The sequence below is a fragment of the Acinetobacter parvus DSM 16617 = CIP 108168 genome (genome assembly GCF_000368025.1).
Classification (GTDB): domain Bacteria; phylum Pseudomonadota; class Gammaproteobacteria; order Pseudomonadales; family Moraxellaceae; genus Acinetobacter; species Acinetobacter parvus.
This window is the reverse complement of the sequence record NZ_KB849210.1, coordinates 213,713-228,339: the sequence shown is the minus strand read 5'-3', so window position 1 is coordinate 228,339 and position 14,627 is coordinate 213,713. Positions and strand designations below refer to the sequence as shown.

Annotated in this window: 15 protein-coding genes; 13 read left to right on the top strand and 2 right to left on the bottom strand. The window is 42.2% G+C overall.

The window, feature by feature from the left end:
* Nucleotides 1–388 precede the first annotated feature (388 nt).
* Nucleotides 389–661 (bottom strand): oxidative damage protection protein, encoded by a 273-nt coding sequence (locus tag F988_RS01760; RefSeq protein ID WP_004659388.1) that lies wholly within the window; start codon nucleotides 659–661, stop codon nucleotides 389–391.
* 9 nt (nucleotides 662–670) lie between these two features.
* Nucleotides 671–2,104, bottom strand: a complete 1,434-nt coding sequence (gene argH / locus F988_RS01755; protein WP_010589461.1) for an argininosuccinate lyase — start codon at nucleotides 2,102–2,104, stop codon at nucleotides 671–673.
* Between argH and F988_RS01750 the strand changes: the two genes are divergently transcribed.
* From F988_RS01750 to F988_RS01690, 13 genes are all read left to right on the top strand, one after another.
* On the top strand, nucleotides 2,095–3,249 hold the full coding sequence (locus F988_RS01750; RefSeq protein ID WP_004680752.1) for a sensor histidine kinase: 1,155 nt from the start codon (nucleotides 2,095–2,097) through the stop codon (nucleotides 3,247–3,249). The genes argH and F988_RS01750 overlap by 10 nt on opposite strands.
* A 52-nt stretch (nucleotides 3,250–3,301) precedes the next feature.
* Nucleotides 3,302–4,042 carry a LytR/AlgR family response regulator transcription factor gene (locus tag F988_RS01745; protein ID WP_004680751.1) on the top strand — a complete coding sequence of 247 codons (741 nt, stop codon included), beginning with the start codon at nucleotides 3,302–3,304 and terminating at the stop codon, nucleotides 4,040–4,042.
* A 103-nt stretch (nucleotides 4,043–4,145) separates the two neighbouring features.
* Nucleotides 4,146–5,063 carry a hydroxymethylbilane synthase gene (gene hemC, locus F988_RS01740; protein ID WP_004680750.1) on the top strand — a complete coding sequence of 306 codons (918 nt, stop codon included), beginning with the start codon at nucleotides 4,146–4,148 and terminating at the stop codon, nucleotides 5,061–5,063.
* A complete protein-coding gene (locus F988_RS01735) occupies nucleotides 5,063–5,839 on the top strand; it encodes a uroporphyrinogen-III synthase (RefSeq protein WP_004680749.1) in 777 nt (258 codons plus the stop codon). The genes hemC and F988_RS01735 overlap by 1 nt, the downstream gene beginning before the upstream one ends.
* Nucleotides 5,836–6,666, top strand: a complete 831-nt coding sequence (locus F988_RS01730) for a hypothetical protein (RefSeq protein WP_004680748.1) — start codon at nucleotides 5,836–5,838, stop codon at nucleotides 6,664–6,666. The genes F988_RS01735 and F988_RS01730 overlap by 4 nt, the downstream gene beginning before the upstream one ends.
* A 6-nt stretch (nucleotides 6,667–6,672) precedes the next feature.
* Nucleotides 6,673–7,866 carry a membrane protein gene (locus F988_RS01725; RefSeq protein WP_010589460.1) on the top strand — a complete coding sequence of 398 codons (1,194 nt, stop codon included), beginning with the start codon at nucleotides 6,673–6,675 and terminating at the stop codon, nucleotides 7,864–7,866.
* An 8-nt stretch (nucleotides 7,867–7,874) separates the two neighbouring features.
* Nucleotides 7,875–8,315, top strand: a complete 441-nt coding sequence (locus F988_RS01720) for an acyl-CoA thioesterase (protein WP_004680746.1) — start codon at nucleotides 7,875–7,877, stop codon at nucleotides 8,313–8,315.
* A 387-nt stretch (nucleotides 8,316–8,702) separates the two neighbouring features.
* Nucleotides 8,703–9,029 (top strand): H-NS histone family protein, encoded by a 327-nt coding sequence (locus tag F988_RS01715; RefSeq protein WP_004680745.1) that lies wholly within the window; start codon nucleotides 8,703–8,705, stop codon nucleotides 9,027–9,029.
* Between the two features lie 179 nt (nucleotides 9,030–9,208).
* Nucleotides 9,209–9,952 carry a type II secretion system protein N gene (gene gspN / locus F988_RS01710; RefSeq protein ID WP_026040082.1) on the top strand — a complete coding sequence of 248 codons (744 nt, stop codon included), beginning with the start codon at nucleotides 9,209–9,211 and terminating at the stop codon, nucleotides 9,950–9,952.
* Entirely contained in the window at nucleotides 9,952–10,791 is an 840-nt protein-coding gene (locus tag F988_RS01705) for a type II secretion system protein N (RefSeq protein ID WP_004680744.1), read from the top strand. Before gspN ends, F988_RS01705 begins: the two co-directional genes overlap by 1 nt.
* A 70-nt stretch (nucleotides 10,792–10,861) precedes the next feature.
* On the top strand, nucleotides 10,862–13,120 hold the full coding sequence (gene gspD / locus F988_RS01700; protein ID WP_004680743.1) for a type II secretion system secretin GspD: 2,259 nt from the start codon (nucleotides 10,862–10,864) through the stop codon (nucleotides 13,118–13,120).
* Nucleotides 13,121–13,184: 64 nt separating this feature from the next.
* Nucleotides 13,185–13,808 carry an FHA domain-containing protein gene (locus F988_RS01695; RefSeq protein ID WP_004680742.1) on the top strand — a complete coding sequence of 208 codons (624 nt, stop codon included), beginning with the start codon at nucleotides 13,185–13,187 and terminating at the stop codon, nucleotides 13,806–13,808.
* Nucleotides 13,809–13,874: 66 nt separating this feature from the next.
* Nucleotides 13,875–14,567: a phosphoglycolate phosphatase gene (locus F988_RS01690; protein WP_004680741.1), complete on the top strand. Its 693-nt coding sequence runs from the start codon at nucleotides 13,875–13,877 to the stop codon at nucleotides 14,565–14,567.
* Nucleotides 14,568–14,627 lie beyond the last annotated feature (60 nt).

Sequence of the window (14,627 nt, the reverse complement as noted above, 5' to 3'; positions counted from 1 at the left end):
ATATAACTCATTGAGATGTGTCATAGTATTCGTCGTTAGAAAACAATTATTGTGACATTATTTCAATGAGTTATCTATTTTTGTCGTGTACAGAGTTTCAGGAATTAATATTGACCACTGAATCTGAATGATCAGTGGTTTTTTATTGGAAAAAATCCAGATAAAAAAATCCCAGACTTCGGGGGAAAAGTCTGGGAGAGAAATATCATGCGTTCTGAGATATCAATATATCTCTTTATCTTTCTTAGACTCACTATAATTATATTCTCTTCAAGTGTCATGTAGACAACTGTGTATACTCTGTAACCCTTTATTACTTATGTAAATGTCACGTAAAAAGAGAGCTATATTTAACTCTCTTTTATTGAGTGATATTAGATGAAACGATTTACTTTTGTTCCGTCCAACCTTCTGCTTTTTCAACACTTTCGTCATTGTTGAAGAACTTCTCTCGTTGCTCTTCAAGAAACTTCTTCGCATCGGGTTCGAATACATTGAGTCGTTTTTCATTAATGAGCGTGGTTTGGTGTTTTAACCATTCTTGCCAAGCCTGTTTTGAAACCGTCTCAAAGAATTCTTGACCTTTTGCACCAGGGAATGGTGCAAAGTCCAAACCGTCAAGCTCTTGTTTATATTTGCGGCAAAATACTTGTCTAGTCATGATTTATCCTTAAGCGTATAACTGTTCTAGGCGACTGTGTGCACGAGTAATGGCTGCTTCAACTTGTTTTGGTGATGTCCCGCCGATATGATCACGTGCATTCACAGAAGCTTCTAAAGTTAAGGCTTTATCAAATACATCTGTTTCGATCAAATCAGAGAATTGTTGTAGCTGTTCCAGTGTTAATTCAGATAAATCTTTTTCTTCAGCCACACCAAGCGCAACTGCTTTACCTACAATTTCGTGTGCATCACGGAAAGCAACACCTTTCTTCACAAGGTAATCAGCAAGGTCAGTTGCTGTAGAGAAACCACGAAGTGCTGCTTCACGCATAATTTCAATGTTTGGAACCAGTGCAGGCACCATGTCTGCAAAGGCCATTAAGCAACCACGAACGGTATCAATTGCATCAAACAAAGGCTCTTTATCTTCTTGGTTGTCTTTGTTATATGCCAAAGGTTGACCTTTCATTAAAGTCAATAAGCTGATTAAATCACCAAACACGCGACCTGATTTACCACGAACAAGTTCAGGTACATCTGGATTTTTCTTCTGCGGCATAATTGAAGAGCCTGTGCAGAAACGATCTGGGATGTTCACGAATTTAAATTGTGCCGAAGTCCATAAAATCAGTTCTTCAGACATACGTGATAAATGCATCATGATCAATGATGCAGCAGCGTTAAATTCAATGGCAAAGTCACGATCGGAAACAGCATCGAGCGAGTTTTCTGAAACTGCTTCAAAACCCAGTAATTCGGCTGTGTATGCGCGATCAATTGGGTAGGTTGTTCCTGCCAAGGCTGCGGAACCGAGTGGCATGCGATTAACACGCTTGCGGCAATCTTGAAGGCGTTCAGTATCGCGAACCAACATCTCAAACCAAGCCAATAGGTGATGACCAAATGTTACTGGCTGAGCTGTTTGTAAATGAGTAAAACCAGGCATAATCGTATGAGTATTTTGACTTGCTAAACTCAGTAGGCCTTTTTGTAAGCGTAGTAATAAACCTAAAATGTCATCAATTTCATCACGCAAATATAAACGGATGTCAGTTGCAACCTGGTCATTACGGCTACGACCTGTATGTAATTTTTTACCTGTGATGCCGATACGTTGAGTCAAGCGAGACTCAATGTTCATGTGTACATCTTCTAAATCAATACGCCATTCGAAATTACCCGCTTCGATTTCAGCTTTGATTGTATTCAAACCTTGGATAATATCATCACGTTCAGCCTCAGTCAGTACACCAACTTTAGCAAGCATGGTTGCATGTGCAATCGAACCTGCAATATCTTGTTTATAAAAACGTTGGTCAAATTGAACAGATGCGGTAAATTCTGCAACAAATGCATCTGTTGCTTCAGAGAAGCGACCGCCCCACATTCCAGAGGTTTGATTAGGGCTTGCTGAAGAAGAGGATTGAGAAGATGTGGTCATGGCGGCTCAGTAAAATAAAAAAGAGTATAGCAAATCCAAACGCAGTTGCCGAAACTCGACGCAACAAGTTATTGCAAATGCGTCATGACAATGTACAGGATCAGACATCAGCTTCCTATTTTTTTACGAAAATTGGGCAATGGCAACACTTATTGGAATTAATTGTTGCCAGTAATGTGCTGGCGATGGTGTTGGCACTGGCAGAGGCACGTTCATGGCAGGCATTGGAAACCGCCCGTGTTTTGCAATATATGTGCTTTATTAACTGGGTGATTCTGTCCTTTTCTGCACTGGTTGGTTATTTTCAGGAGTTTTTTGCCAAATTTAGTCAGAAAATGGCATTAATTTTAGGCTTTATTTTGCTTCAACTGGTTGTTTTGTTTACCACTTGTGCGGTAAATATAATCCAGTACTGGGCTTCACCTTTAACAGACTTTTCAGAACAGGTTTTATTTCAGGGTGTGGGCCTGCATTTAAGCTACGGCATATTGCTGGGCGCGTTTTGCATGCGTTACCTATATATGCGTGAACAATGGCTCAAACAGCAATACAGTGAGCTGAATGCACGCATTCAGGCGATGCAGGCCCGTATTCATCCACACTTTTTATTTAATAGTTTAAACAGTGTCGTAAGTTTGATTTCAATTGATCCTGACAAAGCAGAAAACATGTTGATTAACTTGTCACGATTATTCCGCGCCAGTTTTCAAGAGTTGAAATTGGTGAGTTTGGCTGAAGAAATTGACTTGTGTCAGCAGTACTTAAGTATTGAAAAATTACGTTTAGGAGAGCGTTTAAAGGTAGAATGGAATATACAGGCTACGTCTTTAGAATTAAAACGAGTCACGATTCCATTATTAACATTGCAACCTTTGCTAGAGAATAGTATTTTTCATGGGGTAGAAAAAGTTTTACAGCCCTCAACCATTAGTGTATTGGTTGAAATATTGCAAAATCAAGTCAGTATAGTCATTACTAACCCTTATTCTCACGATACAATAAAATCGAGACAAGGGAATGGTATTGCAATAGAAAATGTAAAACAGCGCCTGAAAGCCTATTATGGACAGACAGTGAAGTTTCAGGTTTATGGGGGAGTATCGTTATATACCACGGTGGTAAGTTATCACTATCGAGTAAAATAATAAGTTAACCATAAAAACGACGGATGAAGTTAACGGTGACAAGGAGGAGAGGATGAAAGTTCTGATTGCTGATGATGAACCTCTCGCAGTAGAGCGTTTGTCACGTTTAGTGACCCAAATGGGTCATGAAGTGATTGCGACGGCGCATCATGGGCAGGATGTGTTAAACCATATTGAAAATGATTCGCCCGATGTTGTTCTATTAGATATTCAAATGCCTGGAATGAATGGATTGGAGTGTGCTGAACAGATCAGTCATCTTAGCCCTCGTCCAGCTATTATTTTTTGTACAGCATATGATCAACACGCATTGGAAGCGTTTAAGTTTCAAGCACAGGGATATTTGCTCAAGCCTATTGCACAACAAGATTTACAACAGGTGTTTAATAGTCTGACGCAACTTACACAAGCACAAATGACTGGTTTACAACAACAAGACGATATGTACGATACTAAAACTCAACGTCATCAAATTGCTGCGAAAACTTATCGCGGGGTCGAACTTATTCCAATAGAAAATATTTACTATTTTCTAGCAGATCAGAAATATGTCACAGTACGCCATAAAAATGGCAGTGTATTAATTGATGAAACTTTAAAAGAGCTAGAATCTGAGTTTTCAGATCGTTTCATTCGAATTCATCGTAATGCTTTAGTTTCTCTTGATTATTTAGAAGGGTTGGAGCTGATTGCTGCTGGTCAGTATCAGGTTAGATTACGTGAGCTGGATGAACGCCTGTCGGTGAGTCGCCGTCATTTACCAAGCTTAAGAGAATGCATGCATCAATTATAAAATATTGAACTTAAGTCAGATGAAAAATCAGTTTTTGCTTGCAATTTTAGGTGAGCAAGTTAAGTTTGAAACAATTGTTTTGACCCATGCTTAACTTGAATTTATGAAAACCTTGAAAATTGCGACTCGACAAAGCCCTCTTGCACTTTGGCAGGCGGAGCATATTCGCTCCCGTTTAAATGCGCTTTATCCCGATTTAACGGTTGAGTTGGTTAAGTTTGTGACGCAGGGTGATAAAATTCTAGATACACCTTTGGCAAAAATTGGTGGTAAAGGATTATTCGTTAAAGAACTGGAAGCTGCATTGCTGGATGGGCGTGCTGATTTGGCGGTCCATTCAATGAAAGATGTGCCGATGCACTTACCAGAAGGTTTAACGCTCGCTGTGACTTGTGAGCGAGAAGACCCACTTGATGCCTTTGTTTCGAATCATTACCAAAGTTTTGATGAGTTACCTCAAGGTGCCAAAGTAGGTACATCTAGTTTGCGTCGCAAATGCCAGATTTTACAAATACGCCCTGATTTAGAGATTATTGACTTACGTGGGAATGTGGGTACACGTTTATCAAAACTTGATGATGGTTTATATGATGCCATTATTTTAGCTAGTGCAGGTCTAAAGCGTTTAGGTTTGGCAGATCGAATTCGTCATTGTTTAGCGCCTGTTTTAAGTTTACCCGCTGTTGGTCAGGGTGCATTGGGCTTAGAGTGTCGTGCAGATGATGAGGCATTATTAAAAATCATTCAACCATTACAGCATGAAGAAACCTCAATCTGTGTGCGTGCAGAACGTGCGTTTAATGCCTATTTAGAAGGTGGCTGTCAAGTTCCAATCGCAGGATATGCAACCCTAAATAACCAAAAGTTGCAGATAGAAGGCCGTGTGGGAAGTGTTGATGGGAAAATCTTGCTAAAACAACAATTGGTTGGAACTTCAGAAGATGCTGAACAATTAGGTGAACAACTTGCACAATGCTTATTGGAGCAAGGTGCAGGTGAATTGCTAAAAGCGCTTTATTAATGCTTTTTATTAATACGCGCCCTTCAGATCGTGCCTCCAGCCTCACCCAGGCATTGACTGAGGCAGGCTATCAGGTTGAAAGCCTACCCTTGCTGGAATTGGTGGCGGAATCTTTTTCTGAGGCATTGCAGCAACTTTACCAACAGCTTGAACAGGTGCAGGTGATTGTTGTGGTCAGTCCAACCGCTGTTGAGATCGGGATGTGTTATCTGCAACAGGCAGGTATCACTTTGGAACGGTTGGCGCATATTCAGTGGATTGCGGTTGGAAAAACCACCGCACAGGCATTAGCAAAGTTTAATATTAAAAGTGATGCACCTGAGATTGAAAACTCTGAGGGCATGCTGCAACTGCCGATTTTAAGGCAGCATCCCCATTTAAGTCGGATTGCGTTTTGGCGTGGTCAAGGTGGGCGACAGTTTATGATGCAGCAGTTGCAACAGCGGGGTATCAGTATTCTTAACTTTGTGCTGTATCATCGACAGTGTCCTGAAATAAGCTTGAAGCGTTTTCCCGATATCTTATCAAGAATTCAACGCGATCAACCGACGATGGTGTTGATCAGCAGCGAGGCAAGCTGGAATTACTGGCAACAGCTTTGCGGCCAGGACCTTATTCAAGCACAATGGGTTTATCTGGTATTGGGTGAGCGTTTGGTGAAGATAATGGAAAATGCAGCAACGCAGGCAGGTGGGGCATTTAACATTATTCCGCTTGAAAATTTGTCTGCATCAGGGATGATTCAACGCATAAATGACTGGCAAGGAAATCTATGAGAAAAATTGTATATTTAATATTAGCACTGGGTTTGGTGTGGTTGGCCAAGCTTAGTTATGATGTTGCACAATATTCTCAAACGATTCCCCAGCTTCAACAGCAGCTTGATCAAACACAACAGCGCTATGCACTGCTGAATGACCAGTTTGTTGCTGTACAGCGTCAGGCCCAGAATAACCGTGTTGTGGAACCTGCTGAAGACATGGTGACGATGCCAGCGACAATGACAGGCGTCGCGCCTATTATTCTGATTAAGCAACACTTGCAGTTGATTCAGTTTGCAGTGGAACAGCAGCAGTTTATCTATGCACTTGAGCATTTAAATCAGTTACAGCAACAGATCGTTCAATATGCGGTTGCTCCTGCATTGCAACAAAGTTTAATGAAAGCAATTGAACAGGATCGGCTAGCTATTCAGCAGTTTGTACTGGCACAAACACAACAACAGCAGCAACTGAATCATCTACTGCAACAACTGGATCAAAAAATACAGCAAGAAATCTCCAATCCCAACATTACGCTGCAAAAGACTGCAACTGGTTCATGGTGGCAATTGTTCAGGCTGGAAAGGGTTGAACAGCCCGCTACGGATTTAATGAACCGTCATGTGCTGCTCAAGGAGGCGCAGTTACGATTATTGCTGGCATCCCAGGCCTTAAATCAGGGGCAAACTTCTGAATACCGAAAGTCAGTTCAGGAAGTCATACAGTTACTGGTGAAACTACCTGACCAAAATAGCCAACAGATCAGGTCCCGACTGGAGAAAGTATTGAATTTACCTGCTGTGCCAACGCCAAAACTGACAACACTTGGTTTGTTGGGGTAGCGAATGATGAAACAGCTTGTATTGATTTATCTACTTGTCGGTCTATTAATCTTTGCCCTGCTTGCCGTATTGAACTATGGTTATGGCGCTGGTTATGTCTATATCTACTGGCGCGATTGGCAATTCCAGAGCAGCGTTTGGGGTCTTATCCTGCTGTTTATTTTGGTGAGTCTGTTTGCACAGTTATTATGGATATTTGCTCGGCGTTATTTAGCACGTGAGCAACGAAAAAAAGAAACAGTTTTACATTTTAGAGACCTGCATCCCTATGAACAACTCGGCATTGTTTGGTTGCTGGATGCTGCCAAGGACCAGCAGGTATTTATAGAACGTGTTTTTACACAATCAGGCTTGCTGAATAATATTGTGGATGCGCAGTTTGATTATCGAAATGGAGATTATGAAACTGCGTTGCAGCATCTGGAAAAATCGGCGCCTATGGCTTTTGAACTGGCTGAGTTACAGCGTATTGATATTTTTCTGGCGCAGCAGCAAACTGAAAAGGCGTTGACCCATTTGGAATTTCTTGCCCAGCACCAGCTTTCTCCCTGGTTAAGTGAAATTGAAACAGCATATCAGCAATGTATCACGATTTTATGGGGCAAGCTGGCATTACAAAAACCGTGGTTATTTTTACGTACCACGCAGCAGGGTTTACTTGATGCTGAACATCGTGATTTATGGTTGCAGCAGTTACTGATTCAGTTTGACCAGGCTTCAGTCGATGATTTAATTGCCTTGCAGCGACGTTATTTGGCACTGCAAAGCGAGATTCAGGCGCGACCATACAGTAGTAAAGTCCTGTGGCTGAAATTAATGGCACGACTGCCAGAAATGAGCCTGCAACACGAAGATTTAGCCTTACATTTATTGCAGGAACATTTTGACCCAGAGGTGTTTTATCTTTGGTTCCAGCAGCAGTTATTAAAGCAGATTCCAGATTATGCTTATGTGGAACAGCGTATAATCCAGCTTGAGCAGCGTTATACCAGTGTACCCATGTTGACGTTCGCCAAGTGGCATATTTATGTGGCGACACAGCGCCAGCAAGAGGCGGAACAGCTCTTAAGCCTATATCCAGATAACATTTTAATGAGCTACCTGCGCATTAAAACCGTGCTTGGCGATAATCCTGATTTAATCAGGCAGTTAAATTTAATTTTTGAAAATGATGTTAATTTTCTTAACTTTAAAATATGAGTGGAAATATGCAAGAACTGTCTATCTATCCTGTTGTTCACGAGCAAACTGTGGCTTGGGGAGATATGGATGCTTTTGGCCATGTCAATAATGTGCAGTATTACCGATATATTGAAAGTGCGCGAATTGCGTACTTAATGGTATTAAATATATTTGAAAATGATATATTGACTGTGGTGGCTTCCAACCAGTGTAAATATTTAAGACCAGTATTCTATCCCGATGTATTGTATATTGGGGCGCGCATTGAAGAACTGAGAAACAGTGCATTTCGTATGCATTATATGTTATGGAGTCAGGCACAAAACCAGATTGTTGCAACGGGTGAAGCTGTGTTGGTATGTGTGGATAAACAAACTTCACAGAAAGTGAATATCCCAGAGTTGATTAGGAACAGGATCATTCAGCTTGAAGCCAGTGTAGGACACAATCTAGCTGCTGGTGAATAGTAAAGACAATTATGTCTATTTTACGGAATTAAAATAGACATTTATTGCATCAAATTCTTGCATATTTCTGATCATGACTTGTGTGAAGAGACGCAGTATTTTATTTCTCAAATAAGAAAAAATGAGTCAAAATTAAGAAAAAAATTAATATTCTTGTTGATAGATCTTACAGTCTGCTTATTTGGATTAATTTCATTTGATTGAGCAAAGCTGTCCATATTTTATTTAATGATAAATAAAAAGCTCATTTTATGGATTGATTTGATTAAGTAGACTATTCTGATATTGATTATTTAATCACTTATAAATTAATATAGTTTTGAATTTTAAAATTCATTTTTTATTTTTGAGTGATATATTTCCTTTTTTAGATTTGGAGCATTTCGAATGAAACCTGATATTAGTAAATTATCTGTTGAAGAATTAAAACGCTTACAAGTAGAAGCTGAGGCTTTAATTGTAAGTAAAAAAGATCAAGCAATTGAAGATGCTTATGATCAGATTGTTGCGATTGCGGATGGTCTGGGCTTTAGCATTGAAGAACTATTGGAACTTGGCGAGCAAAAACGTAAAAAAACAACGCGTAAAGCCGTAGAACCACGTTACCGTAATAAAAATAATCCTGAAGATACTTGGACTGGACGTGGTAAGCAGCCACGCTGGTTGGTTGCTGAGTTAGAGAAAGGTGCAAAACTTGAAGATTTCTTAATCTAATCGAGTTTTAAAAGTCATGATTTTGTCATACGATGACTTTACCCTGTTTCAAAAGCCAGGCTGAAAAAGCTTGGTTTTTTTATATCAGAGAATTGGCGATGTTGAAAAAGTATGCATAATGTCATTCGGAGAGCAAGTTTCTCAAAATGGACGGTCTGTTGCATGTTGGTAAGGATGGAATGAAGAAAAAAACCAAACAATGGAAATGGTGGATTTTCGCCATATTTGCATTTTTAATTTTTATTATTTTACAAATTCCAGCAACATGGTTAATTGCGAAATTTTCAAAAGATAATCAAATATTACATAATGTCAGCGGCAATATCTGGCAGGGACAGGCAGATTGGCAGCAAGGCCAGCTGCGCGGTTCCGTGCACTGGAAAACACGTCCTTTAGACCTGTTGCTCATGCGCTTGGGTGCCAACCTCGATATTCATAGTGGCAATACCCAGTTCAATGGTGTGTTTGGATATGGTTTTGGCCAAAAAATCATGGTCAAGGACTTGCAGGGAACAATTTCACCAGAGACCCTGAAATATTTTGCAAATTGGCAATGGCCACAAAATGCGATTCAACTCAAGAATGTACAGTTAAACTATCAGAAAGAAAAAGGTTTTGGTTCGGCAAAAGGCCAGTTGCATTGGGGTGGCGGTGAATTGAGCTATACCTTGGGTCAGCGTCAGGATCGTATGAATGTACCATCCCTGATCGCTGAATTAAAGGATGAAAACGGGCAACTACAGATTGATGTCCGTGACCAGCGCAGTCAAAAAATGGCAAATCTCAGTTTAGATCCGAGTTTCATGTTGGATGTACAGTTGACACAACGTATGCTGTTGAATATTCCATCATATCAAGGCAAGGCTGGACTGGACACCTATGTGATTAGTTCCCGTCAGCCATTGTTGCAGGGTGGTTTCTAATGAATGCATTGACGCAGAGAATGCAGCAACTACGCTGGCAAAAGCTGGATAAACTCAGTGCATTGGTTTTGGCATTGCTGATCCTATGGTTATGCTGGAAGCTGGCCTCATTGTTCTGGTGGGTGGTTGCGCCCCCACAGCCGATGCAGTTTGATCGGGTTGAGCTGGGTTCACAGCAGGCAAGGGTGCCAAACATCAGTTCATTTGCACTGTTTAATGAACCTGCTGCAACAACGGCACAGGACAATGTGAATTTGGAACTACAGGGTGTCCTGCTGGGCTACCCAAGTTATTTATCTTCCGCGGTGATTAAGCTGAATGATACCGCCGAGCGTTATCGTGTGGGGGAAATAATCGGTTCAACTTCATACCAACTGGCGGAAGTGTACTGGGATCATGTCATTTTAAGGCAGGGCAATGGTGCAACCCGTGAAGTCAAGTTCAAGGGGCTTGATAAGGGGCTTTATCAGCCAATTGCACCATTATCCACGAATAATAACAGCAACAGTGTGCCACCTCAGACACCACCAGCACAGAATACTGCACAATCTGCTCTAGGTCAGGCTATTCAGCAAATGCAGGATAACCGTGAACAATATCTGAAAAATATGGGTGTCGCTGGCGGAGCGGATGGTTATGAAATATCGGATCGGACCCCCAGTGCCTTAAAAAACACCTTGGGTTTACGCTCGGGTGATCGTATCCTATCGGTCAACGGTCAGACCATTGGACCAGGACTCAGCGAAGTACAATTACTAGAGCAAGTACGTCGTGAGGGGCATGCCAAAATAGAAATAAAACGTGGTGATCAAGTGATGACCATACAACAGAGTTTTTAGAACCCCCTATAATTCCCCCTTGTCAAAGGGGAATACAAAAGGGTTTACAAGTTAGGAACAAGTGCAAGTTATGGCTTTCTTGAATCATCAACGTCCACTTTGGGCACTACTTGCTGCCGCGCCTTTGGTTGCGACCATCAGTACCAATGTGCAAGCACAAACATGGAAGATCAACCTACGTGATGCAGACTTAACTGCATTCATTAATGAAGTTGCTGATATTACAGGCAAGAATTTTGCAGTTGACCCACGTGTACGTGGCAATGTGACGGTGATTTCCAACAAGGCACTCAATAAAGATGAGGTCTACGACCTGTTTTTGGGAGTGTTGAATGTCAATGGTGTGGTGGCGTTACCCTCTGGAAATACGGTAAAACTCGTTCCCGACAGTAATGCGAAAAACTCGGGTATTCCTTATGATGCACGTAACCGTGCAGGTGGCGACCAGATTGTCACCCGTGTCATCTGGCTGGAAAATACCAATCCGAATGACCTGATTCCTGCACTACGTCCACTGATGCCACAGTTTGCACATTTGGCAGCGGTTGCTGGCACCAATGCATTAATTGTTTCAGACCGCGCGACCAATATTTACCAACTGCAAAACATTATTCGCAATCTGGATGGTACAGGCCAGAATGATATTGAAGCCATTACACTGCAATCGAGCCAGGCCGAAGAAATTATTGGTTTGCTGGAAACCATGAGCGCCACTGGAGCATCCAAGGACTTTATTGGTTCGCGTGTACGGGTCATTGCTGATAATCGAACCAACCGAATCCTGATCAAGGGTGATCCTGATTCACGTAAGCGTTTGCGCCATACCATTGAAATGCTGGATGTGCCCTCGGCAGACCGTTTGGGTGGCTTAAAGGTATTCCGTTTAAAATATGCCAGTGCAAAAAATCTGGCTGAGATCCTGCAAGGATTGGTGACGGGACAGTCTGTTTCCTCATCATCTGGCTCAAATAATGCGAATAAATCCAGCTCGATTAATAACCTGACTTCCAATAGTCAAGGTCAGAGTGGGAGTTCTCCTGCTGGTGTCAACTCATCCATTAGCCTGAACAGTGGTTTTAATAACAGCCAGAATAATGCTGGCATCACCAGTTTTAATGGCAATGGTGTCAGTATTATCGCCGATGGTACTCAAAATGCCTTGGTGGTAAAAGCTGACCCGCAACTGATGCGTGAAATTGAAGCGGCAATTCAACAACTGGATATTCGTCGTCAGCAAGTGTTGATTGAGGCCGCGATTATTGAGGTATCGGGAAATGATGCAGATCAATTGGGAATTCAATGGGCATTGGGTGATTTAAGCAGTGGTGTTGGTCTGATGAGTTTTAGTAATGTCGGGGCAAGTCTCGCATCAATTGCCGCAGGTTATGCCAGTGCTGGGGCAAGTGGCGCAGCCGCAGCCATTGCTGGAGATGCCAGCAAAGGCAATGGCGCTACATTCGGGGTAGGTAATTTTGAGAATTCACGCAAAGCTTATGGTGCGTTGATACAAGCCTTGAAAACCAATACCAAATCTAATTTCTTGTCCACTCCTTCGATTGTGACGATGGACAATGAAGAAGCCTATATCGTTGTTGGTCAGAACGTTCCGTTTGTGACAGGTTCAGTATCGACAGGAACTTCGGGTACGGTAAACCCTTATACCACTGTTGAGCGCAAGGACGTTGGTGTCACCTTAAAGGTGGTTCCGCATATTGGTGAAAACGGTACAGTTCGCCTTGAGGTTGAACAGGAAGTTTCGGACGTTCAGAACAATAAGGGCCAGGCAACCGACCTTGTCACCAATAAACGTGCCATTAAAACGGCTGTGCTTGCCGAACATGGTCAGACGGTGGTGCTGGGTGGTCTGATTGCGGATAATACTGCATTGTCACGTCAGGGTGTTCCTGGACTGAGTGATATTCCTTATCTGGGGCGTTTATTCCAGGCCAACAGTAGAAGCAATGAAAAACGCAACCTGCTGGTGTTTATCCATCCAACCATTGTAGGCGATGCCGATGATGTACGCCGTTTATCGCAGCAACGCTATAACCAGCTTTACAGCCTACAGCTTGCAATGGACAACAATGGCAACTTTGCAAAATTGCCAGAAAATGTGGGGGATATTTACCAGCAACAAGCTGTGTTGAATAGCTCACCCTATCAAAAAGTTCCAACAGCGATACAAAGCAAGACAGTTGTGGTGACCACACCTGTTGCCGTTGATGCGCCACCTGTGCAGAGGCAAAGCATACAGCTTCCCGCTAAGGCGACTGAACGGAGCAGGAATACGGTGACAACAACGACTATTCGCCCTACGTATTCACAGTAGATGCACAGAAGCGCTTGTGTCAAAATGTTATTATTGCAAGAAAATATGATAAGGATAGGCATCTATGACTTGGAAACTGCAAGCCATTACAGGTGAATTTACGGGGCAGGAAATTAGTGTCGAACGTGACATGCTGGTGGGGCGGCATCAGGACGCTGAAATTTTGTTGCAGTCCACTGATATTTCACGAAAACATGCTGCATTACTGTTTAGAGATGACCATATTTGGGTAAAAGATTTAAAGTCTACAAATGGAACATTTGTGAATGGTGAGCGTGTTGAGCAGGAACAGGAGATAGAATTGCATGATGGGGATATGCTCCAGTTTGCCAGTTTTATGTTTATGATTCTTGCTCCTGAGCGTTATAAGGCTCATTTACCTGAAATTGACGTTGAGCCAGTAACGACAGTACCGCATGATCAGGGAATGCCAAGCATTGCCGAGCGTGCCGCTGAAACACGTATTACACGTGATGGCATGCCACAACAGGTTTCCATCCCAAAACCTGCACCAATACCAGAAAATGTGCAAGTTGAGGCGGTTGCTGAGCCAAAGCCTATGCCTATGCAAGAGCCAGTCTCCCGTGTGGCTCAGGAAAAAGAGCAGCAGAAAAATGCTTCAGTTGGCCTGATTTCCATTATTATTTTAGTGATTTTGGCGGTGATTGCCTGGCTGTTCTTTAAATAATCAGTCTAAGCTTCTACAATCAAAGGCATGCTAGAAAGCATGCCTTTTTATTTCTGAGTAAATTCAATGTCTGTTGCACAGTTACAAAGTCGTCATCTTATTTTGTTTGATCTGGATGGAACACTGGTTGATTCCGCAGCCGATTTATATCGGGCCATGAACCTGAGTCTGGAAAAACTACAATTTCCTCTGGTGACAGAGGAACAAGTGCGTGCATGGGTGGGTAAGGGCGCGGCAAAACTATGTGAGACCGTACTTGAACATATATTTGGGCAGGTGAATACTGAGCAGCAAACGCAATTGCTGGATACGTTTGTGGACATTTATGCTCAGGAGTTGTGTGTCAATACTCAGGTCTACACAGGTATCTTGCCTTTTCTGGACTATTGCCAGAGCCATAACATGGTGATGGCATGTGTCACCAATAAACCTGAACATTTGGCAAAAGGGATATTACAGATTCTTAAACTTGATCATTACTTTAAATTGGTCATTGGCGGTGATACCTTGCCTGAGCGCAAACCCCATCCATTGCCATTACTGCATTGTATGCAGCTGTGTCAGGTATCCGCGGCGGAAACCCTGATGATTGGGGACTCAAGTAATGATGTGGAAGCTGCAAGACGTGCAGGTATAGATTGTATTGTGGTCAGCTATGGCTATAATCATGGAGAAAATATCCATGACTGCCAGCCACAACAGGTGGTGGACAGTCTGGAAGAGTTAGTTGAGGAAGATCTGGTGAGGAGAAAGGCATGAAAGCTGTTATGGTTTTTCGATGGCGGGCTTGAAGCAGCATTAAACGAAAACGCACAAAAA